Annotated in this window: 23 protein-coding genes and 1 pseudogene; 9 read left to right on the forward strand and 15 right to left on the reverse strand. The window is 39.5% G+C overall.

Going from position 1 to position 22,445, the window contains the following annotated elements:
• Window positions 1–470: 470 nt before the first annotated feature.
• From BN161_RS12760 to BN161_RS12785, 6 genes are read right to left on the reverse strand one after another with little or no spacing between them, the layout of a single operon-like run.
• Window positions 471–1,166: a flavodoxin family protein gene (locus tag BN161_RS12760; RefSeq protein ID WP_209441898.1), complete on the reverse strand. Its 696-nt coding sequence runs from the start codon at window positions 1,164–1,166 to the stop codon at window positions 471–473.
• Window positions 1,167–1,175: 9 nt separating this feature from the next.
• Window positions 1,176–2,357, reverse strand: coding sequence for an iron-containing alcohol dehydrogenase (locus tag BN161_RS12765; RefSeq protein WP_209441899.1), 1,182 nt, complete (start codon window positions 2,355–2,357; stop codon window positions 1,176–1,178).
• 23 nt (window positions 2,358–2,380) lie between these two features.
• A complete protein-coding gene (locus BN161_RS12770; protein ID WP_044266764.1) occupies window positions 2,381–2,710 on the reverse strand; it encodes a TIGR04076 family protein in 330 nt (109 codons plus the stop codon).
• Window positions 2,711–2,730: 20 nt separating this feature from the next.
• Window positions 2,731–4,203: a flavodoxin gene (locus tag BN161_RS12775; RefSeq protein WP_044266765.1), complete on the reverse strand. Its 1,473-nt coding sequence runs from the start codon at window positions 4,201–4,203 to the stop codon at window positions 2,731–2,733.
• A 4-nt stretch (window positions 4,204–4,207) separates the two neighbouring features.
• Window positions 4,208–4,771, reverse strand: a complete 564-nt coding sequence (locus BN161_RS12780; RefSeq protein ID WP_044266766.1) for a sugar O-acetyltransferase — start codon at window positions 4,769–4,771, stop codon at window positions 4,208–4,210.
• A 5-nt stretch (window positions 4,772–4,776) separates the two neighbouring features.
• Complete coding sequence (locus BN161_RS12785) at window positions 4,777–5,922, reverse strand: NAD(P)-dependent alcohol dehydrogenase (protein WP_044266769.1); 1,146 nt, start codon at window positions 5,920–5,922, stop codon at window positions 4,777–4,779.
• A gap of 263 nt (window positions 5,923–6,185) precedes the next feature.
• Between BN161_RS12785 and BN161_RS12790 the strand changes: the two genes are divergently transcribed.
• The 4 genes from BN161_RS12790 (at window position 6,186) to BN161_RS12810 (ending at window position 10,055) form a co-directional block, all read left to right on the forward strand.
• On the forward strand, window positions 6,186–7,103 hold the full coding sequence (locus tag BN161_RS12790; protein WP_044266771.1) for a helix-turn-helix domain-containing protein: 918 nt from the start codon (window positions 6,186–6,188) through the stop codon (window positions 7,101–7,103).
• 934 nt (window positions 7,104–8,037) lie between these two features.
• Window positions 8,038–8,550 (forward strand): hypothetical protein, encoded by a 513-nt coding sequence (locus BN161_RS12800; protein ID WP_044266772.1) that lies wholly within the window; start codon window positions 8,038–8,040, stop codon window positions 8,548–8,550.
• A 78-nt stretch (window positions 8,551–8,628) separates the two neighbouring features.
• A complete protein-coding gene (locus BN161_RS12805; RefSeq protein ID WP_044266773.1) occupies window positions 8,629–9,195 on the forward strand; it encodes a hypothetical protein in 567 nt (188 codons plus the stop codon).
• Window positions 9,162–10,055 (forward strand): hypothetical protein, encoded by an 894-nt coding sequence (locus BN161_RS12810; protein WP_125910816.1) that lies wholly within the window; start codon window positions 9,162–9,164, stop codon window positions 10,053–10,055. The genes BN161_RS12805 and BN161_RS12810 overlap by 34 nt, the downstream gene beginning before the upstream one ends.
• 154 nt (window positions 10,056–10,209) lie before the next feature.
• Here the strand turns inward: BN161_RS12810 and BN161_RS12815 are convergent, their stop codons facing one another.
• The 6 genes and pseudogenes from BN161_RS12815 to BN161_RS28120 all read right to left on the reverse strand — a co-directional run bounded on the left by BN161_RS12815 (window position 10,210) and on the right by BN161_RS28120 (window position 16,127).
• The gene (locus tag BN161_RS12815; protein WP_044266775.1) at window positions 10,210–10,995 is read right to left on the reverse strand and encodes a hypothetical protein; all 786 of its coding nucleotides are present in this window, start codon (window positions 10,993–10,995) and stop codon (window positions 10,210–10,212) included.
• 58 nt (window positions 10,996–11,053) lie between these two features.
• Window positions 11,054–11,842 carry a hypothetical protein gene (locus tag BN161_RS12820; protein ID WP_044266776.1) on the reverse strand — a complete coding sequence of 263 codons (789 nt, stop codon included), beginning with the start codon at window positions 11,840–11,842 and terminating at the stop codon, window positions 11,054–11,056.
• Window positions 11,843–12,409: 567 nt separating this feature from the next.
• Window positions 12,410–13,194 (reverse strand): annotated as a pseudogene (locus BN161_RS31025) (RteC domain-containing protein).
• Between the two features lie 176 nt (window positions 13,195–13,370).
• Complete coding sequence (locus tag BN161_RS12835; protein WP_044266778.1) at window positions 13,371–14,327, reverse strand: FimB/Mfa2 family fimbrial subunit; 957 nt, start codon at window positions 14,325–14,327, stop codon at window positions 13,371–13,373.
• 678 nt (window positions 14,328–15,005) lie between these two features.
• Window positions 15,006–15,311 carry a hypothetical protein gene (locus BN161_RS12840; RefSeq protein ID WP_209441900.1) on the reverse strand — a complete coding sequence of 102 codons (306 nt, stop codon included), beginning with the start codon at window positions 15,309–15,311 and terminating at the stop codon, window positions 15,006–15,008.
• A 426-nt stretch (window positions 15,312–15,737) separates the two neighbouring features.
• Window positions 15,738–16,127: a helix-turn-helix domain-containing protein gene (locus BN161_RS28120; protein ID WP_052356272.1), complete on the reverse strand. Its 390-nt coding sequence runs from the start codon at window positions 16,125–16,127 to the stop codon at window positions 15,738–15,740.
• Window positions 16,128–16,618: 491 nt separating this feature from the next.
• Here BN161_RS28120 and BN161_RS12850 point away from each other — a divergent pair, with 491 nt between their 5' ends.
• The 5 genes from BN161_RS12850 to BN161_RS12870 all read left to right on the forward strand — a co-directional run bounded on the left by BN161_RS12850 (window position 16,619) and on the right by BN161_RS12870 (window position 20,084).
• The gene (locus BN161_RS12850; RefSeq protein WP_044266782.1) at window positions 16,619–16,843 is read left to right on the forward strand and encodes a DUF6926 domain-containing protein; all 225 of its coding nucleotides are present in this window, start codon (window positions 16,619–16,621) and stop codon (window positions 16,841–16,843) included.
• 11 nt (window positions 16,844–16,854) lie between these two features.
• Window positions 16,855–17,238, forward strand: a complete 384-nt coding sequence (locus BN161_RS12855) for a hypothetical protein (protein WP_125910817.1) — start codon at window positions 16,855–16,857, stop codon at window positions 17,236–17,238.
• Window positions 17,239–17,340: 102 nt separating this feature from the next.
• The gene (locus tag BN161_RS12860; protein WP_044266788.1) at window positions 17,341–17,616 is read left to right on the forward strand and encodes a hypothetical protein; all 276 of its coding nucleotides are present in this window, start codon (window positions 17,341–17,343) and stop codon (window positions 17,614–17,616) included.
• 692 nt (window positions 17,617–18,308) lie between these two features.
• Complete coding sequence (locus BN161_RS12865) at window positions 18,309–19,643, forward strand: DUF4925 domain-containing protein (RefSeq protein WP_081743698.1); 1,335 nt, start codon at window positions 18,309–18,311, stop codon at window positions 19,641–19,643.
• A 45-nt stretch (window positions 19,644–19,688) separates the two neighbouring features.
• The gene (locus BN161_RS12870; RefSeq protein ID WP_044266791.1) at window positions 19,689–20,084 is read left to right on the forward strand and encodes a calycin-like domain-containing protein; all 396 of its coding nucleotides are present in this window, start codon (window positions 19,689–19,691) and stop codon (window positions 20,082–20,084) included.
• Between the two features lie 145 nt (window positions 20,085–20,229).
• Here the strand turns inward: BN161_RS12870 and BN161_RS12875 are convergent, their stop codons facing one another.
• Genes BN161_RS12875 through BN161_RS12885 form a run of 3 tightly spaced genes read right to left on the reverse strand, consistent with a single transcriptional unit; the run spans window position 20,230 to window position 22,444 of the window.
• On the reverse strand, window positions 20,230–20,595 hold the full coding sequence (locus tag BN161_RS12875) for a hypothetical protein (protein ID WP_044266792.1): 366 nt from the start codon (window positions 20,593–20,595) through the stop codon (window positions 20,230–20,232).
• A gap of 25 nt (window positions 20,596–20,620) precedes the next feature.
• Complete coding sequence (locus tag BN161_RS12880; protein ID WP_052356273.1) at window positions 20,621–21,844, reverse strand: clostripain-related cysteine peptidase; 1,224 nt, start codon at window positions 21,842–21,844, stop codon at window positions 20,621–20,623.
• A 21-nt stretch (window positions 21,845–21,865) separates the two neighbouring features.
• Window positions 21,866–22,444 carry an Lcl domain-containing protein gene (locus BN161_RS12885; RefSeq protein WP_167332533.1) on the reverse strand — a complete coding sequence of 193 codons (579 nt, stop codon included), beginning with the start codon at window positions 22,442–22,444 and terminating at the stop codon, window positions 21,866–21,868.
• Window position 22,445 lies beyond the last annotated feature (1 nt).

Consider the following 22,445-nt stretch of genomic DNA (forward strand, 5'->3'; position numbering starts at 1 on the left):
AAATCATATACTTATTAATAGAGAGTTCGTAGAACTTACCTATGAAGATGAGTGCAAAGAACGTTTCCTTTTCGGTTCGAAAAAAACGTGCACAAGCCGCAAAGGAGATATAATAGTCATTGAGCATTCCAATGCCATAAGTATATTACAATCAATCAGATCATTCTTCATGTGGCCCTATTAACCAGACTCAATTTGGATTCGTTTAATTCGTTATCTGTTTAACGAATTAAACGAACTAGAATAATAGTTACAAAAAATCCTCTATCCCTTTATAAAGTATATGTAAGTACTTTCAACATGCAGATCCTGACTCTATTTTTCCGCAAAGATAATTGTACCTTTCTGTTTCTGTACAAGGCACGCCATTGCTTTCAATATGAAAAATCTTCCTTTTAGTAAAAGAGTATTTTCCATAGAAGCCTTGTATCTTTTCTCTTGACTCCCAGTTCAATAATTGCGTTACATTTTTACTTAAAATGATTCAATAGCCACGCTATATTTTGTCCGAGGTTTTTCATGTTGGTAACTGCTTCTTCATCTTTTAGAGCTTCTCCGGGCAGGCGACCGTAGGCAATGTTCCAATAAGTAGAGCCAACAAGATACATTTCCTTGTTTAGAAAGAAGTGATTGATTGTGTCGATGGTGTTCATTGCTCCTGCACGCCGTGCTACAGCCACTGCTCCTGCCACTTTGTGGCGGAACATTCCCGGATTAGTATCACTTACTACACTTGCTCTTTCAATTACCGCTTTCAATGTGGAGGAAACATCGGCTGAATAGGTAGAGGAACCTAACACTATAGCATCAGCTTCAGTCATTTTAGTATAGAGTTTCCGAAAAATATCATTGTCAAAAACGCAATTATTCTTTCCTGCACAAGCAAAACATGCTTTACAGGGATTTATCGTGTTGCCTGCCAACTGAATCAACTCTGTTTCATGCCCCTCTTTTTCTATTTCTGCCAAGACCAAATTCAGCATATCTGCCGTATTGCCGTCTTTTCGTGAACTTCCGTTAATTGCCAATACTTTCATTTTCTTGTCACTTTTCAAATTGAGATTACTTGCAGCTGTAAGTCCGCTCGCACTTAATACTGCGCCTGCGGCAAAAACTCCCATTGTCTTGAGAGCTTCACGCCGGGATATATTTTTCTTATCGTTCATACTAAATTCTTATCTATATGATTCAGCGAAAATTTGCACAATATCCTCATCAGACATTTGCACACGGTCTGCTGTGAACATGATGCCCATTACTTCACGGGAGTTGCGCATGAACTTCTCAAACTCATTAGGCATTATACCGTAATCAGACATTTTCAAATCGGCAACGCCACAGGCTTCTTGCAGGCGAACAAGTGCAATGATAAAATCTTCGGGTTTATTGGCTTTGGACATACCTAATAGGCGTGCAAGTTCTACAAAACGGTCATCGCAGGCATGGCGGTTCACGAAATAACTGAAATACGCCTTACTTATCATAATCAGTCCGGCTCCGTGAGGTAAATTCGGGTGATAAGCTGATAATGCGTGTTCTAACCCGTGTTCGCTGGTAAGTAAGGTAAGTGTCATTACTGCTCCCGATAATGTATTAGCAAAAGCTACATGGGTACGTGCTTCCAAATCAGAGCCGTTCTTAACGGCACGGGGCAAATATTCGGCAATATTGCGGATGGCTTCACGTGCGTTCATATCGCTGGCAAGGTTTGCACTGGCAGCGATGAATCCCTCTACGCTATGAAACAATGCATCAAATCCTTGAAAAGCGGTAAACAGAGGTGGAACGGAAAGCATCAGTTCTGCATCGACTATAGCAAGATATGGAAATAATGCCGGATGCATGATGAATGCTTTTTCGTTGATATCTTCTTTGGTTATCACACCACAGCCGTCCGTTTCTGAACCAGTTCCGGCAGTGGTTGTTATAGCAATAATCGGTAACGGTTTGTTTGCAATCGGTTGCCCCTTGCCTGTACCGATAGGTACATAATCCCATAATTCGCCGTTATTGGTTGCCAGCAGAGCAATGGCTTTCGAACAGTCCATGACGCTGCCACCGCCCAATGCTACAAGAAAATCCGCACCCAATTCACGGGCGGCTTCCGCTCCGGCTTCGGAGTTGGCAACCGTGGGATTGGGTGCAACTCCATCGAATACTTCGGTTTCCACTCCAGCTTGATGAAGTTGTTCCTCTGTACGTGCCAAGTAACCATTAACACGGGTAGATTTACCATTGGATATAATTATCAATGCCTTTTTGCCCGGCATTGTTTGTACGTGAAGATTGTTCAACTGTCCCGCACCGAAAAGAATGTGGGTGGGGATGTACTGATTGTAATTCATATTCGTTTCCATTGTCTTACAAATTATAAAATTAATTATATAAAAGGAGAAGCAATTTCTTTATCGGTGGCTTCCAATTTGAAAAATACAGGGCGCAAACCGTCATTGCAACAAGTGATTGCCACTCCCGGTTGACGTACCCAATCATTGAAGTAAAAATGCTGTACACCATTAGCAAGGGCAAATACATACTGGTGGATGGTTCGCCATGCACCATCGCAAAAACTTTCGGGCTTTCCTAATCCAGCATAAAATACCTGACCTTCTTTCATGACAGGACACGGTTTGATTCCCGGTATTCCGTAATCACGGGCAAAATCTTCATTAAAAGTAGTGCGTAGCACTGTGATTTTTACCTTTTTCATGTACGTTTGTTTCAGAATGTTTAATACCAGTCATGCTTTTCGTTCCGGTCGAGTGCGGCAATTTGCGACATATCTTCATCTGTCAGTTCAAAATCGAAAATGGATATATTTTCTTTGATATGGTCGGGATTGCTTGAACCGGGAATGACAATTACCCCCCTTTGTAAATCCCAACGTAGAATGACCTGTGCCGAAGACTTGCCGTGAGCGGCTGCAATCCGACTGATGATTTCATTTCCTAACAATGCAGCCGTATGACCTCTGCCGCCGAGCGGATACCATGCTTCCACTACGATACCTTGGCTGTGCATATATTCTACAATTCCTTTTTCTTGGTAATAAGGATGTATCTCATTCTGTACCAATACAGGCTTTGTGCTTACTTGCGGCAGGAACTCCGTCATTTCCTTTATGTAGTAGTTCGATAATCCGATGGAGCGAATCTTGCCCTGCGCCACATATTTTTCCATTGCTTTATATGCTTTTACGTCGTCAGTTCCCGGATGGTGTAACAGCATCAGGTCAATATAACCGATGTCGAGCTTACGCAAGCATTCTTCTATTGCTGCTTCGGGATTGCTGAATTGATTAGGATAAAGTTTGGTTGCCACAAAGATTTCTTCACGTGGCACGCCCGATTCACGAACGCCTTGTCCCACTTCTTCTTCATTATCATACATGTGTGCCGTATCAATTTTGCGGAAGCCGGAAGCAAGAGCCGCCTTGACGGAATTTACACAGACATCACCATGCAGACTGTATGTGCCCAGCCCAACGATAGGCATATCATATCCACTGCTAAGTCTTACGGTAGGTGCTTTCCCGTTTTCACCTTTCGAGAGGTTGAACACGCCTACATTGCTATTTTGATTCAAATTCAAATTCATACTTTCAATCCAATCTTTAATTGTTCCTGCTGATTCATTTCCATTAAAACGTTTTCCTTGTTTCCATACGGCTTTCTCTGCCGATTCGTGCAAATCTGTATCGCTTGAACCGATGCCACTGGAATGTGAAGTACAGAACGGCACGATGGTTTTGCCCGACAGATTTAGGCTTTCAAGGAATGTATGGATTATTTTAGGAGCTTTTCCCCACCAAATAGGATAACCAAGAAAAACCACGTCATAGTCCGAAAAGTTTTCGACTTTACTGCTTATCGCCGGACGTGCTGCCGGGTCGTTCTGTTCACGGTTTGCACGGGACGAGGAATTATTATAATTCAAGTCCTCACTTGTGTAAGGCGTTTCAGGAATGATGCGATGAAGTGTTCCATTGGTGACTTCTGCAATTTTTTCCGCAATACCTTTCGTTATATTCGTGCAAGAAAAATAGACCACTAACGTGCGTCCGTTACCGGGTTGTGGTTCAGGCGTTGGTTCCGGTGTGGGTGTCGGTTCTTCTGTTTTAACCGTTTCTTCTGTAGGGCTGCAAGCAGCCGTAGCAAAAGATAATCCCGACAAAAGAATAAGTGATGATAACAACATTTTCATATAATTACTGTTTAATATTTCTAATGGTTTTAGCGGGCACACCCGCTACTATGACATTGTCTGGTACATCTTTTGTCACTACTGTTCCGGCGGCTACAATGGTATTTTCTCCTATGGTTACTCCGGGCAGAATGATTGCTCCTGCACCAATCCACGCATTGCGCTTTATCACTATCGGTTTTACTAATAACCTATGTCGCAAAGCTGGTTCTTCGGGATGGTTCTCGGTAACAATTTTTGCTTCCGGTCCGATAAATACTCCGTCCTCTAATGTGATACCACCTTGGTCGAGGAAAGTGCAACCGAAATTGATAAACACTTCTTTTCCCACACGGGTTAGTTTGCCGAAAGCTGTATAGAACGGTGGAAACATTCGTACCGAAGCGTCCAACTGTTGCCCCCAAATACGTTCGAGCAACGCCCTTATTTCATCAAGAGAATGGTATTGGGTGTTCAGTTCATAAACAAGTTTCTTTGTGTTCTCTATTTCGGAGCAGAGCAGAGGAAAATCGGCATCCGTTTCTGTAATCCGTTCCCCATTCCGCATTCTTTCGATAATCTTATTCATCCTGTTTATTTCCTCAACGTATTCATGTCAATCACATAGCGGAACTTTACTTTTCCGTCCGATACGTTACGCCAAGCCTTATCTATTTCTGCGGCATCTGCCTTGATAATTTCCACTTCGGGATAAATACCATGTGCAACAGAATAGTCCAGCATTTCCTGTGTTTCCTTTATACCACCGATAAGCGAACCGTAAACTTTACGCTGTGAGAGAAAAGCCATATTAGCGATGTTAAGTGTCGATTTGTCGGGCAATCCCACAATAGCCATTTCTCCACCCATTTTCAGCATAGCCACGTATTGTATTGGTTCATAATTGGCAGGTATGGTACTGATAATGAAATCGAACGTATTGTTCAAACCTTTCATTTCATTTGCATTCGTTACATTTACATACCGGGTGGCTCCCATGCGGGCGGCGTCATTGCGTTTTTCTTCTGTACGGTCAAAGACGGTAACATCGGCTCCCAAATCCACAAGGTATTGAACAGCCATGTGTCCTAAACCGCCATATCCGGCAACGGCAACTTTATCACCTTTCTTTACATTGCTGAAATGTATGGGCGACCATGTGGTGACACCTGCACACAATAACGGAGCAACACGTTTCAAATCGGCGTTTGCAGGTATTTTAATAGCAAAATTTTCACTAACCACGATATTGTCGGAATATCCACCCATTGCCATTTCTCCATTGTGATAACGGTCAGGAGAGTTGTAAGTAAAGGTAGTCCCGTTTTCACAAAACTGCTCTTTGTGCATTTCGCAGGAATGGCAGTGTCCGCACGCATTGACCATGCAGCCTACACCTGCTAAGTCACCCACTTTGAATTTTGTTACATTCTTACCTACCTTTGCCACTCGTCCGGCTATCTCATGTCCCGGAACCATCGGATATGCTGCATATAATCCCTGTTCCTGCTGTTCATCCCAAGCGGCGTGCAAGTCACTGTGGCAGATTCCAGCATAAAGAATCTCAATTTGAATGTCATTTTCTCCAATGGCATGACGGGTAAATTCGTAAGGTCGGAAAGTGTCTTTGGCTGAAAACATGGCAAAACCTTTTGCCGGGACACGTTCTTCACTTATTTGTGCAAAAGCGGTAGTTATACATGCCAGCCCTGCAATCATTGTCATTACTGTACGTTTCATATTCTATCAGTTTTAATTAATTTATTTGTTCGATGCAAAATTAGGGGGTTATATCCATTTGTCAGATACCTTTCTTACGGGGTAAAGTACCTCGATTACGGAAGATAAATTTTTTGATAATATCTAATAATCAACAAAGTACCTAAATTACGGATTAAGGTATCTGAATTACAGTTTTTACCTATCTGCCGTTTCGTGATACAAAGAAATGTGTTTTCTTTGCATTACAAGATTTATTTGCGTACTATAAACATTCAAATAAGATGAAAGATAACCTTGATATTATAAAAGCAGATACCATCGAGCAGTACAATAAGTTCTTTGGTTTTGAAACACGCCACCCATTAGTAAGCATTGTTCATTTTGACCAGTCCGTGCCCCAACCCACACATAAAATGACACTTGGTTTCTATGCGCTTTTTCTGAAAAAGACAACCGGGTGCATTATTAATTATGGTAAGACAGTCTATGACTTTGACGATGAAACAGTGGTGAGTTTTGCTCCGGGACAGACTGTAGGTATTCACCGTTTGGAAGACGGCGTTGTTCCCGAAGCTATCGGTTTGTTGTTCCATCCCGACTTTCTGCATCGAACGGAATTGGGGCAGAAAATCAAACAATACTCTTTTTTCTCCTATGCTTCCAACGAGGCATTACACCTATCAGTAGAGGAACGCATCATTCTACAAGACTATATGGAGAAGATTGTGCGTGAACTACAACATCCTATTGACAAATTTTCTAAATCGTTGATTGTCTCGAATATTGAGGTATTACTCAACTATTGTATGCGTTTCTACGAACGTCAATTCATTACCCGTGAAGAAATAAACAACGATGTCCTTGTTCGTTTTGAGCAATTACTTAATGAATACATGGATTCCGGTAAGACTTCACAGCATGGAATACCTACAGTGAAATATTTTGCTGACAAGATTTGCCTTTCATCTAATTATTTGGGTGATTTGGTAAAGTCGGAAACCGGGAAAACTGCGCAAGAGTTTATACAGTTGAAGATGGTAAACGTTGCGAAAAACGCTTTAATTGACCCAAATTTGAATACTAAGCAGATAGCAGAAATGTTGGGCTTCCAGCATCCTCAACATTTCATGCGTTTTTTTAAAAAACAAGTAGGGTGTACTCCACGAGAATACAGAATTCAACATTCTGTAATAGCATAAAATATAAAAATAAAAAATGTCAATTAAGTAGGAGTGCACTGTACGCTCCTACTTAATATGGCAAAACAATCTGCGATCATGCCTTTCCATTTTTTACGCATAGGCAAAATGAAATTACGAAATATTTTTTGGTCCTTTGCATGACTGAATACACTGAAATCCTAATGTTTAGTTAAGCTGTGGATTATCTTCAATCTCAATATATTTGAATCTGCATCGTGGTACATATCCCTTGAAGAACTACACAAGCTTCTGTAACTCCAGCCTCTGCTCCTTGGCAAAGTTGCAGTGTACGAGGATGATACACCAGGGAAACTCATTAACTCCATTACAGTACTCCCAAAAACGAATGTAAAGTTTTACAGGCATAATGTTTACATCCACGCAACAACCATTCTTGTCGGTATAACATAAAGGCTGTCTATGTTCGAACCTTTCGCACAAATAAAGATCAAAATCTAATAAAATGTCTTTTTGTACCATTGCTTTTAATCTCGGACACTACCAGACTCGCTACTCCCAGATCTTTTTAAAAGGATACCACTATCTCCCATTCAATAAAAATTCCACTATCATTCCCTTTTATAAGAACCATCTCCCCCTTTTATTAACGCTAGCTCCTATCCCTTTAAAAAAGCACATAAAACATACACAGAGGTACACCATACGTAAATCCCGGCTATTTTTTCCGCAAAATTGATTATGGTTTCCACATTCCGGTCCAAGGTACGCTTTCAGCTTTCTCTCTTGAAAAATCTTCCTTTTCCTGCATGAAAAAGGTATTTTTCAAAGAAACCTTGTCAGAATAAACCCACAATCCGAGAAGCCGAAAAAATAATCTGATTTTACGATGTATAGCCAACCGTAGGGAAAGCAACAGTCAGACATCAAGTTTTAGAACTGAATAAATTAACCTTTAAAAATATTTTAAATAATGAAAGTGGGAAATTACAAATTTGAAATAAAAAATTTCAAATATCTGGAGTCACGCTCCGAAGAAACATACTGCTTTAGTGCAGTACTCTATGCAAATGGCAAGAAGGTGGCCGACTGCGGCAATTCCGGTCAAGGTGGCCCCACCGATGTTTACTTTCTCCCACAATACAGAGAAATGGAAAGAGAAATAAATGATTTTCTGAAAAGTCTACCGAAAATCAAATATGAGAGTTATGAGTTTGACCGGACATTGGAATACATCGTGAACGAACTGGTAGATGAACTACTCAAAGCAAAAGAGCTCAAAAAGCTGATGAAAAAAACCGACCAATACCTTATCTTCCATAATTCCAAAGGAACTTATTACCAAATAGGATGGAAAAAACACAGAGTGGATGAACTTTTAAAAAGGCCTTCGGGACGGGCTGTACTTAAAAAGACTATCGCCGACCATGTGGCTGAAGGCAATATTCTGATAAATGAAAATATTCCCACCGAACTATTGCCCTGATAAGAAACAGATTGGGATGGATAAAACCATCCCTTAACTGCAAATCTCCGAAATTAAATCAATATAATTTGCATCACCATGATTACAACCAAAGAACAAGCATACGAATTCTTTAAATTTCTGTGTAATACCACTGGAATCGATCTTGAAGCTCTGTTATTCGCAGAGAAAAATGAACCTTCAACCATTGGAGCTATGTTCCAGAAACGAGAACTATTCGAAATTTACCGCCTCTATATGAGTGGAGAATATGACCGAGCCGTAAACGCATCCGCCGATTTCCTCAAAGAATGTATCAGTAACCTCAGAATGAAGGAGTTCGATGCTGCATCCTTGGAGGAAGTGAGTAATTTCTATCTAAAAGCCTCCCAATGGATCAACTTCTATGATCAGTTCGCTATAAAAGACCGTGCAGAATGGATGCAGCTTGTCAAAAGCATCCCATTGCTCACTGAATCCGAACGGGTTACCATTGAGGCAGAACAATCCGATCACCGTGATCTGAACGAAGTTGAGAAAACACTGAAATATATGCCGGTACGAAGATATGCCGGAACAGGAAACATCCCCATCGAATCTGAAGGCTTTGTTGTCACCGACGCTTTCGTCATGTGGACAACCTTTCAAACCTACTTTCCGGCCTGAAAACTCCGGATGACGACCACATCCATATCACAGTTATGCTCAAGCTTGACCACCACCTCTGGATGTCTTATTTTATCATTGCCATCCAATACCACGACAACACCTGGTTGGCAGATGATGGTTATAGCTATGCCAATCCACAAGCAAAGGAAGGTATTGCCGGACGGGGTTCAGCTCGGATTCGCGAAGAAGTAATTAACAACAGCATCCTTCCATACGAATGGTTGAACTGGATAGACGAGCAGCGAACCACCCACCGGGAAATGGTTCGAAACGGTATACACACAGGAGAATTATACATCAAACAGATCACGCAGGACTGGGCGCCAAAAGCTAAAATATGCTCCTATCTCCTCTTCGGTAAGCTGATAGAAAAAGTTATCATCGAATGTCCTGCACAGGAAATCAACACTGTTTCCGCTTTCGCCATGAGAAACAGTAAGCTGCTGACCGATGGCTGCCCAACACTCGTTATCAAAAAAGATAACCTGGACAAAGAATTTGAATGTGAAAGCCTGCATGAACAATGCCAAACCTACGTAGACGAATTGTACATTCCACAAAGAGACAACACCTCTATTGTCCGTCTTTCTACAGACGATATTATCAAAAGATTAGACGGCAACAATACACTTTGCACAGCAAAACAATACCGGGAACTTGTGGCATGGTCCGTCAAGGAAGATGAACGTATTCAACTGCAAACCGGATTAAACACTCTTACTGAAGACATCGAAAAGCAGCGCAACCGGCTATGTTCCATGATTGAAAACAATCTACCGAATATACTCCCATACCTATATTACGGAGATAATGTATATTACATGTCGGTAATCACACAAGTATCCATTCCTTATTGAAAATCAACATATTACATCATGTTTTCAATAATCAGGTAACGATTTAGAAACGAGCGAAGTTCTATAAACCGCCTAATTCTGCATTAATCAAAAGAACGCTTATTATGAATGCAAAGATACTATATTATTTTGAACTGAGAAGAATTTCATCAGATTATTGTAAAGACTTCCAGATATAATCTAATTTCCTTATGTATTCTTTCGCTTCTATTTCAAACGCTTCTAATAACTTATTCATATTTTGATTAATACCATCCATGCAATTTTGAATATCATCAATTATTTGTATCAAAACATACAGATTAATTATGCTTTGCGCCCATTTACATGTTTTATATACATCAATCTGCTGCATAAATGAATCGGACTTATGGGCATCAATGTTATTACGAATACGCTGAGCTTCTTCCTTTTCTGAAATATCCCTTAGACTTATTTTTACATTTTGCCAAAATCCATTTAACTCGTCACTTGTAATCAATACTTCTGGATATTCCCGCATATCACGAGATACTCTTTTGAATAAATTATGTTCTAATGCTTCATACAGGATGGTGTAAGCATGTTTACAAAGCATGATTCTTTCCGTATCTGTTTTCGCATCAAACAAGCTAATACATGTGGTCATCGCGTCCATCTGAAGTAGTGTTAGATAACCAACCGTATCATAGATGCTTCTGTGTATATCAATGATTGATAACCATTTTTCCGTAACATAATCAGCGTGGTTTTCTTGAGTTAAACTAGTGATTTCTTCCCCAAAATGTTTTGTTATGTATGCGTAAATGTCACACTTCTTAGCTGAAATTTCAAGATTACTCCGTAAATATTTCAATTGTTCATGGATCAATTCCTCTGATAAATTGTTAAATACAGACTTGTCTGATTCTTTAAGTTCAAATATATCTTTTATAGTTGAGATAAAATCTTTTACAAACATATTTCAATTGTATGATTTTAATTAAAATATTGAATAAAAGTATGTGTAAATGAATATATCAAAAAGGCAAATCATCTGAATTTGAAATTATTGTCGGAACTACGTCTTTTATTGCAGGTTGTTGTAGATCAAATAAATGGGTATTTTTGAGGATAAAGTTTACACCATCATCTGACAAAGCACAAACAGGATATTCATTTCCGTTATAATCGCTATTTATTTTTGTTGTAATAAATCCTTTTGCTTTTAATAGACGCATTCCAATGCTAAAAGCCGTATCATTAAAGCCTGCTTTAGTCATCCTATTTCGAAGTTCATAAACATTTGCTACTTCTTCGTCTGTATATTGTTCTCCAATAATAAAAGCCAATAAAGATAATTCATATGGCTGAAAACCGTCAGTTTCCTTAATAGGATTTTTAAGTATTTTTACTGCTGTTTTTTGAGAATGAATATATGCCTTTATTTTCTCTATAATTCGTTCTTTAAGTTCCTTAAAATCGCTGGGGGATTCTGTTTTGTACCTAATAATATTTTTATGTCTAACATCAAAAGGAAAATCTTTTCTACTCTCGTCACACACCATGATAACATCTTTTCCTAAAGCAAAAGCATATCCTAATTCATACCAAACATTAGGATTATCAACAGAAATATCAGCAAAACATATTATTGAGTCTTTAATGTTCGATTCAATATCTTCAATGGGGATTTTAACAGCAGGATCTAAATCAACTCGATATGCAGAAAGACCAACAGTTTCTATTGCGGGCTTATATATATCATCATATCTTTTCGTGAATTTTTCATCACTAATTGGCTGTATAACAAAACATTCCTTACTCATACTCTAAAAATAACAAATTTACGATTATTAATAATGGCTACCTTTTTGCAAAGGTAATACATTTCGCTGAACTATTAAAGGGTCAACTAATTGAAGTTTAACTTTTTCAGTCGTACACAAGTTGCTATTTAATCATTCATTTTTAGGATTATAAAATAGATGCTTTGGAAGTAGTATTTCCCCAGCCACCTCGGGACAAACTCAGATCCGTTCTTTCGAGGAGCATGCTTATGAACTTTTTGAGCAATCTGTGAACTGCCTGAATTTGAGAAAATCTACTTTGACTAGGCAAAGTAGCGTGCGACCTATTCATGACCGACTAGTGTTGTAAAGATGGCTACATGTTCCGGTGTTTATAACCAAACTAAAACCTGTTTTAAGGCAGAGCAATCCCTCTTTTCTATTGGTCTGTCAGTTGAATATTTGTTAAAAAGTATATTCAAATAGGGATAAAGTTTTTAAAAAACTTTATTGAAGTCATATTTTTGTGGCAAAACCATAGGAGTAACATTTATTTTCTCTTCTTCTTTTTTCGTCATCCCTGTCCATCCGTTTGTTCAGCCGTTCCTACATCTTGTCCAGAAAATAGGTACGGCTCTCGTTCTTGCGCCGCTTCATATCGGTGTAGGCACTGTAACAATCCCGGATATCCACTCCCAACAGCATTCCTACAAAGGTGGCTAATTCATGTATCGGAGTCTCGCCGTTATTGATACTTTTCATTTCATCCAGCCCGTACACGATTTCCATCAGTTCGATGGCGCTGCCCGTCCACTTGTAGGAGCCTTTGACCTTCAGCAGCTCGGAGGATAATCCCTCATCCCCGCTTAGCAGGCACGCGCGTCTCATCGACAAAAAGGCGTACAGCATCTCCATCGCGAGGATACGGGCGACAAGATGGTCATAGCCCGTGCTGAACTCCAAATCATCCTTCCAATGACACACGTCTATGCCGACGATGTTCTCCTGCCGTTTTCCGCGCAGGAAATAGTAATGATCCATGTAGGTCGCCGCACTGCGATAATACTGGAAAAACGCCACATGACGGTCGAAGAACAGTTTCTGCTCCTCCTGTTTTTCTCGTAATACTCGTCCAGCGTATCGTCACCGAGCGGTCGCCGGCTCTCGATACGCAGTATCTCGTGGAAATAAATCAGCCGCCCCAGAAGCATCGGCTTGTAATCTTTGAAAAAGGCTATCTCTTCAGCTTCACCACCGAAAGGCGTGGTTTGCACAACCACCTTCAACTTCGCCAACTGTTCTCTAAGGAAAACGGTGATTGTCTTGCAATCTTCGATGATGTTCCTCCCGTTCAGGTCGATGGCCGACACCTGCCTGTCCACTTCCCGCATTATTTCTTCGTATCTTTCCAGCTATATGAGCAATCGCTATAAATATAAAACCGGAATAAAGCTGTTTATCTTTACTCCGGTTCCTCCATGTTTCTTTCTTATTCTACCCCTTTGTGCAACAAATAAAGCAGAATAATCAGTTCAATGCAAATATGAACTCACAACTCCATTCTTAATCAATTTATACTTGGAATATCAATGCTCTCACTCTCTGCCTCCCAGCTATCTACAGTGAAACCTCCTGTATTTTCTTCTGAGAAGAGGTCACCTATCGTTAATGTTAAAGTAAGCTGGGTATTTGTTTTCAGTGAATTATTCAAAGCCTGCTTAAAGGTCTTCACTGTACCATTCTTCAAAGTAATCATCAACTGAAACAACGGGTTCTCAGCGGAAGGGAACAACATGACCGGGATATTACTCATCTGCATACCATCCGCTGAGAGAGTAAGTGGAAAAGCTACAGTCTTTGTCTGATTGACAGGCTCCGCAGTATACATATTCAATTTCTCCGCAATACCACCAATCCAGACACTCATACTGTCTATGCTAGAATCCAGCACTGTGTTATTACTGTTCTTCACAATCACCTGCATCCCTGCTGTCTGCCGTTTTAAAACAGCACTTAATTTATCCGTACCGATGTAAGTAGGTACTACAGCATACGCTAAGTCTATAACCGGAAGATAAGTGGTATCGGAAAGACTCTGCACCAGACTAAAATACTGCTGTGACAAATCCCCGCCAAGAGTAAATTGTGGACCATTTATGCTCGGATTGGATGTAATTATCTCACCCACTTGGGTAGTACCCCAATAAAGCATATTATAAGCGCCAACAGGAAGCAAAATAGGACGGACCGGTGTCCCGGATACTGTACCATTTACCAAAGCATACATGCCGGGAATAGCACTCTGTTTATTATTGAAGTAATTCCCATAATAAATCGAGGAATTAACAGTACAAGGAAAAACCTCTAACGTACCGGTCATTGGTCCCTGGGTATTAACCGCCACCTCTACCTCCGGAGTTACAAGGTCATCCTCCCCACCCCCATTGTTCACCGTCAGATCATCACTCGAACAGCCGGCAAAAACAAACGTTGCCAATACTGATAAAAAAAATATTCTCTTCATAATTAAGTTAGTTGTTTAGGCTTTTATCTATCTAATAACATTTCATAGCCTGATTAGTTCTCTGAAGATAATATTCCCTGTCCCCCTAGTGCACTGCCACGGGAACTAAAACTTTGGGAGTTCCCAAATACAATTCTCCATAAAAGAAAATTCAAATGACCTTTGTCACAATAACACGGATATAATTTACTTAATAAACATATCCGACTAGAACTGCCTAAGAAAGATTGTTCAGGAAGCATAAAATGAAACAATGTCCTCAAGTATGAAAACTTTGAATATCTTACACATGCTATTCCTACTGTGTACAACATGGATATGGCAGCCCAATAGTGTACATTTATTGTATGGTCATTCCATGAGATATTTGCTTTTATTGGACTCGCAGCTAATCTAAGAAGAATATCCGTAACCGATTCAAAATGCTTGGGCTTTCCCCATTAAACGCAAAGGATATTCATCGGAAAAAGTATCAGTACAAATCCAAAAATGAGCGGAAAAGACTCTGATCAAAATAGCCTCTCTCATAATGCGATCATATGTTTGAACCCTTTCTTAGTGTTGCCTACTGATAAAGGTAAAGCATCAAGAAAACAATATCCTTATCTGGCCATAAGCCATGATAAGGATATATACTATATTAATTAAAAACTGGTTTTACGAAGAATAATTAATAAGCTATTTACCATTGCTCTTCAGATGTTGTTCATAATCATATGGAGACATGTCCGTCTTCGCCTGTTTCTCTGAAAAGATAGCCTTTAAAATAAGATACGGCCAAAATATGGGTATCAGATACATCAATGCCTTGTTCATCGAAGAATTGCTGGAAGAAGATGTACGCCGTTCTTTATGCTCAACAGCCTTATAGGCATAGTCCGCTTTCTTTTCTTCCTTTTTCTGCCCATCACCGTCACCATCTACCAACTCGGCCAACATACAGACACCAACAAACAACAATATAGCATAAAAATGCTCATCCATTACAAAAAATAAATACAGCGAAGTAGGCACAGCAATCAGGACTATAATTCCTATGACTATTCGTAAGACATAGAGGAAAAGGCACAAAACAAGATATGCCAAAACTATAAGTATTACAATACCAACTAAAGTTTCCATAATAAATCGTATCCTATTTTTTATCAGTTAAAAGCAACTAATTGATAAATAAACCTTCTGCAGATTTTCGAAATTCAGAGGTGACGATACAGAAACCCGGGTATTTCAGCCGTTTGCAGAGCTATATTCTCAAATAACTCTTTCTATAATGCAAAAGTAATATAATTATTAGAACAAAGAAATTTATTTGTCTAAATTAAAGTCTTCTTTTTAACAGTCCTCCTCAAACTATTGAATATTCATATTTCCCTTACTAAAAAATACAATGTAATAGAAAGACACCCACTACTATTCCAAAGCATCCATCTTCGCATTAAATTGTCTCCGCATTTTTGTTAATGTCTCATCCATCTCAATCTTATACTTTTCAAACAAATCATTAACAGATTGACGGGCCATAGAGGCACGTTTACGCACTACCTCGCTAGTGGCCAAAGGCAGATCCTCTTGCATCGCTTCCACTATAGAGAAATTCTCATCAAATAATCGGTCAAGACTGACATATTGGCTATAAAGCGACAAGACATTTACCAGAAAATCCCCGGTTGATCCTTTTCCATTCTCAATCCGAGTAATATAAGTCTGTGTCACGCCCAACCGCTCAGCAAGTTCCGCCTGACTAAATCCATAAATCTCTCTTACAGCTTTTAGTCTTTTCCCAAGTTGTATATAATCCATACCTTTTTATTTTAACTATGGCAAAGATACATGTTTTATTGATTCGCCCTTCTTTTTTCTCCTCTATACTCCCACCTTTTCAACTTCTTTTCCTACCTGTTTTATCAAATCTGACAGAAGCTTCTACAAAATAACTGACAATCAGCCTTTCCTAAGCCGAAAGGGCACTAGAATTTTTATTATACTGCATCCGCTCCCTTTTTACCCCACAAATAAACACCTTTTATAACCACACTCCTATCCAAAGCATGACTAACACAAAGCGGAACTCACCTATCTTTTTCCGCAAAAGAAATTGTCCATCCATCATTCCCTGCAAAACGGGCATAGCTTTCCTTTGATAAATCTTCCTTTTTGCCCAAAAGAGTATTTATCAGGAAAGTTTTTACGGAATGATGGTCCAATTCAGAAAGCAGAAAAAATAGTCAGTTCCCCTACTGTTGAATAAAGGGAAATAAAATATGATAAACCAACTAATAACATATCATAAAATGGAAAAAGTTATCTACAGATTACCCAGTTACTGGGCTTGCCCGCTTATCAACGATGATTATACCGGTGTAACTGACGAGGAAGCCTCTCTAATCAAAGAGTTCCTTATGAAAGCAGAAGGACATCCTGTAAGCGTAGACTTCTCAACAGAAGGCTTCTATCACAGAAACGATGCCGGTACTTTAGCCGGCGACTGCATGGATTTTTTATTTTTTATTGACTAAAGCATTGAAATATGAAAACGAAAGTACCAAAACTATTGCCACTATTGCTGTCGGAAGGTCTGGAACCTCTATACAACTTACCACCGACCTACAAAGAAGGAGCCAAAAAGGTGGTTCTGCTGAAGGATATTATCCACTATGACGGTCGCATGGGATATAGAGCCGGGACAGCAGGTGTAGTCATCCCGATCAGGCAGACAAATCTTGCCAGACTTTCCGAAGAAGTACACATGTTCTATGCACAATACGACGAATGGAAAAAGTGGGGTGGATATTACAAATGCCGTACAGACTGTACTTATGACTTCTTTCCCTTCTTTAAAGATAAGAAAGGCAAGATACGTCCCTCCCAATACCATACCTATATCAGCTTTACTGATTTCCGGTATTTATAAATCTAAAAAAATAGAGGCAAATCGATAAAAAGGCTACATTTGTATCCGGACAATGATACTTAGCGAAGACTATTTACATTAACCCATTTAAAACAAAAAAAGATGAAAGATCAGTTTAAATTATTAAGAACTTGCATACACAATGATATTCCAGCTATTGTGTTCCAAGGAGATGATGAATGTGCAGTTGAAATATTGGAAGCATCCATAGAAATCTACAGAAAACATGGTTGCAGTATGGAGTTCCTATATGATCTACAATTGCTGATAGATGACTTTAAAGCTTATCGAAAAGAATGTCCCGACAGGATTAAACTGCCTAATGTGTCTCCTACCGAAGCTGAATTAATCAGAGAAGAAATGAAGCAAAAAGTATAATCAGTCACAAGTTCGAAAAGAGTATCTAAAAGTAAGATACTCTTTTTTTACTCTATGCCCCAACCCTACATCTATGGAAAAGATAATACTACAAAAAGATGCATCACATTTTTCGAATCAGCACTACTTTTGCCTTAATATACACCTACAGCCATCTTTAATTCACCTAAATTTGCGTATCTATTAGAGTATCAACAATATTCTCTATGTTATCATATATTAATACAGAAATGATTGTACATTATTCTATGGCAGTCACAACATATACACAGAAGAAATCTTCCGTATGTCACAAAAGTAAAATAAGACAACAGAAAAGAAAATATAAAAACGTTCTGGTAATCTGCATATGAAGGAAGCTGTTACAATTGATTTTGTAGCAGTTTTCTTTTTAGTTTGGAAAAAAATTAGTAGTTAACTATCACCAGCTATACAACAAAAAACATACACTTCCATTTATATAACCTCGTTCAACCCATTTTTACAACGACCTAAATTCAATACAGTTGAGTAAGGATCTTAAAACATATACAAGATAAATATCCCAATATACCTTACAAATCAGCACCTTTTTTACCTTAATTGATACCGATAATCATTTTTAATTCACCTAATTTTGTACAATCTTAGTAATATAAGAGTTCCATTCTTATATTATAAGAACATTCTAATAAAACTTTATTGTGCAGAAAATGAAAAAATTATTTTATCTGATGGCATTTATCTCATTAAGCATGTTTCATGCTTGTAGTGATGATAATGATCAACCGTTAATTCCTGCTGAGAAAATCAATGGGACCTATGATGGAAGTTCTGAAACTTCAACATTAGCATTAACTTATGGTGGCGAACCTTTAATAGGGGGTAATGTCAGTTTTCAAACGACCGATAATAAAACGGCAAGTTTGACCTTGAAGAATGTAATTCCGGGAACACCCGAAGTAACCATTGATAATGTACAACTGATCGGAACCACAGATACATACACATTTAGCGGCACGTCTGCCTTCACACGAACCGCCAGTAGTACAATTGAGTATTCCGGTTCTATCAAGGAAGGCCAGTTGGAACTAAATATCAACGTGACAATGGCTACAAGCATATATAGTGGCAAGTATGCATTGGGAGGACCAAGAATGGGTACAGAAGAAAAATGGGACTGGAATTGGGATGAGTATGATGCTTTTGAAGCGGGTTCAAGAAATGATCCTCCTACTATTGAACGCATCACAGCTTCAAATCCATTGACATGTTTATATTTTAGAGTCGATGTTGATCAGCCTGCTTATAATGATACAAGATGGCCGTACGGTTGGGATTACGTAGACTATATAGATAGTAATAACAACGTTTATACCCATTCCTTGATGCTTCGTAATGCAGGTGTATTATTATATCAAGTATTACAATCAGTAACGCTGGAAACCGATGGCAATATCACAGCCAACTACTCGTCTGATGCAGTACAAATCGAGACAAAATGGTTTACCTCTGGAATTACTCAAGAAGAAATAGAACAGCTAACCGCTGCAAAAACATGGAAAGATTCTCCTAAAAACCTAGCTTTCTGGTTTGAAAAAGATGGCATGATTTACATAAAACCAAATATTGCAGCTATCATCACCCAAGTATTGGCAGATAATGGACAAAGTGATGCTAGCGCAATCATTGGAATGGTCAATCAAATTCTAAACAATGAAGATGCTGCAAACACAATCAATTCTTTGCTTGAGGGATTTCTAAAGTTCAGACTTGAACCCGCTACTATCAATCTTGTATTATCATGGGTAAAGAACGGTGTACCTCTGAATATAAAATCAGAAGACGGACATACTTATTTATATTTAGATAAAGAAACGATGGCAATATTGGCTGAAGAGTTTCCTAAATTAAATACACTTCTTATAGAAAGCGATCCTATGGAAATGGGAAGTATGCTTGCCTCTATATTACAGAATTTTACCAATCTATTCAATTCAGGTGTCATTCAAGAATTCAATGTCGGACTGGACTTGGTAAAACAATAGTGAACCTATAAAATGTTTTGAATAATAAATCTAACCTAAAACAAAATGAAAAGAAGTATTTATTTATTCGTGATGCTGTTTGCATGTGTTTTGACAGTATTTGCTGCTAATATCAAATCTTCCTATTCAGGGACCTTGGATATTAATGTCGATGGAACTATTTCAAGTTCAACAAAAACGGTAAGTGTTACTGACAACGGGAATGGTACCATCACTGCTAGAATTCGAAATTTTAGTTACAGTATCTTTTCTGGTACAGTAACTATCACGGCTACCATTGATGCTAATGGTGTTTTGAGTAATCCAAGTGTTAGTTTCTCAGGTATCTCAATCAGTTCTGTAAGCATGAACAACTCCTACATTACTCAAGATGCTTGTGAGATACATCTTGTAATGACAGCTATAGGAGATGCGATAACTGTTGATTTCTCCGGACAATAATCTTTTATATTTTGTTTAAATCTGAAGAAAGAGGATGTGGCACTTCAAATAGCGCCCATCCTCTTTTAACATTAAAAACCGGTTATGGACATAATGGATTGTCTTCTCTTCTCACTGAACATCCCGAGTAACCGACAATTCATATCTATGGGACAATCGATACAGACCCTTTATCTGTGGAAAGTCTCTCATATGCCCATGAAGCATACAGCTCGTTGGAAAATTCTACAGCATCACGGCGGCAATGTATTATCTCATAATCCAGTAGTTTCTCCCTGATATGGGCATATTGCAGTACTTTTTGCAACTCCTCATCTGTTATAGTCACCATCGGCATTCTTACTTGATATTCCGTAAAGACATGTTTGTCCACTGCAATTCCCCCGCCCAGATGATACAAAAGGAAAGCCGAAATCTCGTATGCGCACCAGTAGTCATTGTTTCTATACAAGTATATCGTACAGCCGTCATTGAAGGCCTCATTGCTCAATATTATTTCTGTTATTCCCATGGTATTATGAATTTATGATTATTTCTTAAATAGGTTCATCTCCTGAATGAGTAGCTCTATACCATGCTATCGTGTGATAAGCGGTATTCAACTCCGGAAATATGTCCTGCTCGATATAAGTTGTCAGACCGCAATGCCGGTCGATTGTGAAACCTCCTCTTGAGCCTGCCATGAAAGCCGGACTAGCAGCCTTCCAGAGAACAATCTCTTTCATCTCCTTCACTAACTCATTATAATCCAGAGATGAAGATGCCAACTCCAGATATTCCTCCAGATCGAAATAACGCGGAGACATCGGATAGTCGCCATAACAACCCGGCCGGTCAAAGCGTTGCATATCAGCAAGCGGAAACGACGAACGAATCGGCCGTGACAGTATCTTCTCCACTAAAGTTGCCAGGACATTCAATCTCTCCGTCTTTATAATGCTCAAAGTCATTGACCGATAGCTACCATTCTGTGTATTAATGTAATTCTGGTAATCCTGCGCCAAATTTATCAGGCATTCTTCTGTACTGGAGTGCGTATCCATCAAGCACCCGAATGCCTCTCGGTACACCGGAATGAAACCGGCAGACAGTAGCTCTGCCGATGATGCAAGGATATACCTTGTCTTATCCCTTAGTTCATAGACCACCTCCACCCCTGCCATCAGGCAAGCTTCAAAAATGATGAACTCAAACTGTCCATCTGGAATAACTGCCGCAAAGTCACATAATTCCATTTCACTGCTCCCATTGGCCAAAGTTCCCGTATGATAATCTTTCCCAAGTGAACGGGAAACGGTAGTGCGATCAGGATCTTGCAGCATACCTTCAGGCAACCACCCGGTGGCATGAGAAGCATACACCAGTCCATAACTATCCGCAGGATACATCCGCACGACATCACCCAATACCCGACCGAAAACTTCGGCCGAAGCGGAATTCTCTTCCGGATACTCGGCGATAGTCTCTACATAAGGAACCGGCGTCACCTGGCAGCCACCACGCAGGGATAGCAATACGGGAGACGCATCTGCCGCATCGTAATACACAATGCAGTGGTTTCCGGTATACGTCCATGCCTGGCGTATCTCTTCGACTGCACTGCCTAATTCAGAGAGATTATTGTCTCCGGCAATATAGACCAATACAGTGCGAGAAGGCGATTCGGGATCAGGTCCCTCATAATCTTCCTGAATGCAGCCCATCCATAACAGCGGAAGAGCTAAGGGCAGCAGGCAATGTTTGAAAAGATGTTTCTTCATATTTCTCTACGTCATGAGACGTTACAAATCCCTAATGCAGCGGGCGCGGGCTATGGACGTCTTCGACCAGCCGTTAGTAGAACTGCCCCAAGTGTTATGCAGATACCATGCATCACCAGGGTCGTCAGAATATTCGGTAGCGCACCAATAATAAACTTTTTCTGTTAAGGAGGTGAAATTGGATATATTCAGTTTATCCATCGCACCAAGTATAAAAAGCCATATCATCTCCCGTTGGGTGGGCAGACGCCACTTGCCAGCCTCAGAGGGTACATTTGAGGGTCCCGTATATTTGGCACAAACAGTTTGAGCATCTACCCAAGTATATCCCCCCATCTCCTTCGGAGATACAGCATACCGGGGAGATACTTTCCGGTTGATTTCCTCATATTCCAAATGAGGTTTCATTGCCCAGTTAGTATCTGATACCCGCTGTTGTTTCAGCTCTTCAACCGTCTTCTTGGTCTTTGTCGACATAGCCGAATTGTCTATCACTACCGGATAAGTCACTCCACCTATTTTTTGTTGAAGCCTCATTATCTGCGCATCGAGCCGACAAGCAAATAAGAGGGTAAATGCAAATATCGCTATCTTTCTCATT

The sequence above is a fragment of the Bacteroides timonensis genome (assembly GCF_000513195.1).
GTDB lineage: Bacteria > Bacteroidota > Bacteroidia > Bacteroidales > Bacteroidaceae > Bacteroides > Bacteroides timonensis.

Bases quoted from the DNA above. Each gene is read 5' to 3' on its own strand.
- BN161_RS12760 (WP_209441898.1), bottom strand. From the start codon at position 1,166: ATGAACGATAAGAAAAATATATCCCGGCGTGAAGCTCTCAAGACAATG.
- BN161_RS12765 (WP_209441899.1), bottom strand. From the start codon at position 2,357: ATGGAAACGAATATGAATTACAATCAGTACATCCCCACCCACATTCTT.
- BN161_RS12770 (WP_044266764.1), bottom strand. From the start codon at position 2,710: ATGAAAAAGGTAAAAATCACAGTGCTACGCACTACTTTTAATGAAGAT.
- BN161_RS12775 (WP_044266765.1), bottom strand. From the start codon at position 4,203: ATGAAAATGTTGTTATCATCACTTATTCTTTTGTCGGGATTATCTTTT.
- BN161_RS12780 (WP_044266766.1), bottom strand. From the start codon at position 4,771: ATGAATAAGATTATCGAAAGAATGCGGAATGGGGAACGGATTACAGAA.
- BN161_RS12785 (WP_044266769.1), bottom strand. From the start codon at position 5,922: ATGAAACGTACAGTAATGACAATGATTGCAGGGCTGGCATGTATAACT.
- BN161_RS12790 (WP_044266771.1), top strand. From the start codon at position 6,186: ATGAAAGATAACCTTGATATTATAAAAGCAGATACCATCGAGCAGTAC.
- BN161_RS12800 (WP_044266772.1), top strand. From the start codon at position 8,038: ATGAAAGTGGGAAATTACAAATTTGAAATAAAAAATTTCAAATATCTG.
- BN161_RS12805 (WP_044266773.1), top strand. From the start codon at position 8,629: ATGATTACAACCAAAGAACAAGCATACGAATTCTTTAAATTTCTGTGT.
- BN161_RS12815 (WP_044266775.1), bottom strand. From the start codon at position 10,995: ATGTTTGTAAAAGATTTTATCTCAACTATAAAAGATATATTTGAACTT.
- BN161_RS12820 (WP_044266776.1), bottom strand. From the start codon at position 11,842: ATGAGTAAGGAATGTTTTGTTATACAGCCAATTAGTGATGAAAAATTC.
- BN161_RS12835 (WP_044266778.1), bottom strand. From the start codon at position 14,327: ATGAAGAGAATATTTTTTTTATCAGTATTGGCAACGTTTGTTTTTGCC.
- BN161_RS12840 (WP_209441900.1), bottom strand. From the start codon at position 15,311: ATGGATGAGCATTTTTATGCTATATTGTTGTTTGTTGGTGTCTGTATG.
- BN161_RS28120 (WP_052356272.1), bottom strand. From the start codon at position 16,127: ATGGATTATATACAACTTGGGAAAAGACTAAAAGCTGTAAGAGAGATT.
- BN161_RS12850 (WP_044266782.1), top strand. From the start codon at position 16,619: ATGGAAAAAGTTATCTACAGATTACCCAGTTACTGGGCTTGCCCGCTT.
- BN161_RS12855 (WP_125910817.1), top strand. From the start codon at position 16,855: ATGAAAACGAAAGTACCAAAACTATTGCCACTATTGCTGTCGGAAGGT.
- BN161_RS12860 (WP_044266788.1), top strand. From the start codon at position 17,341: ATGAAAGATCAGTTTAAATTATTAAGAACTTGCATACACAATGATATT.
- BN161_RS12865 (WP_081743698.1), top strand. From the start codon at position 18,309: ATGAAAAAATTATTTTATCTGATGGCATTTATCTCATTAAGCATGTTT.
- BN161_RS12870 (WP_044266791.1), top strand. From the start codon at position 19,689: ATGAAAAGAAGTATTTATTTATTCGTGATGCTGTTTGCATGTGTTTTG.
- BN161_RS12875 (WP_044266792.1), bottom strand. From the start codon at position 20,595: ATGGGAATAACAGAAATAATATTGAGCAATGAGGCCTTCAATGACGGC.
- BN161_RS12880 (WP_052356273.1), bottom strand. From the start codon at position 21,844: ATGAAGAAACATCTTTTCAAACATTGCCTGCTGCCCTTAGCTCTTCCG.
- BN161_RS12885 (WP_167332533.1), bottom strand. From the start codon at position 22,444: ATGAGAAAGATAGCGATATTTGCATTTACCCTCTTATTTGCTTGTCGG.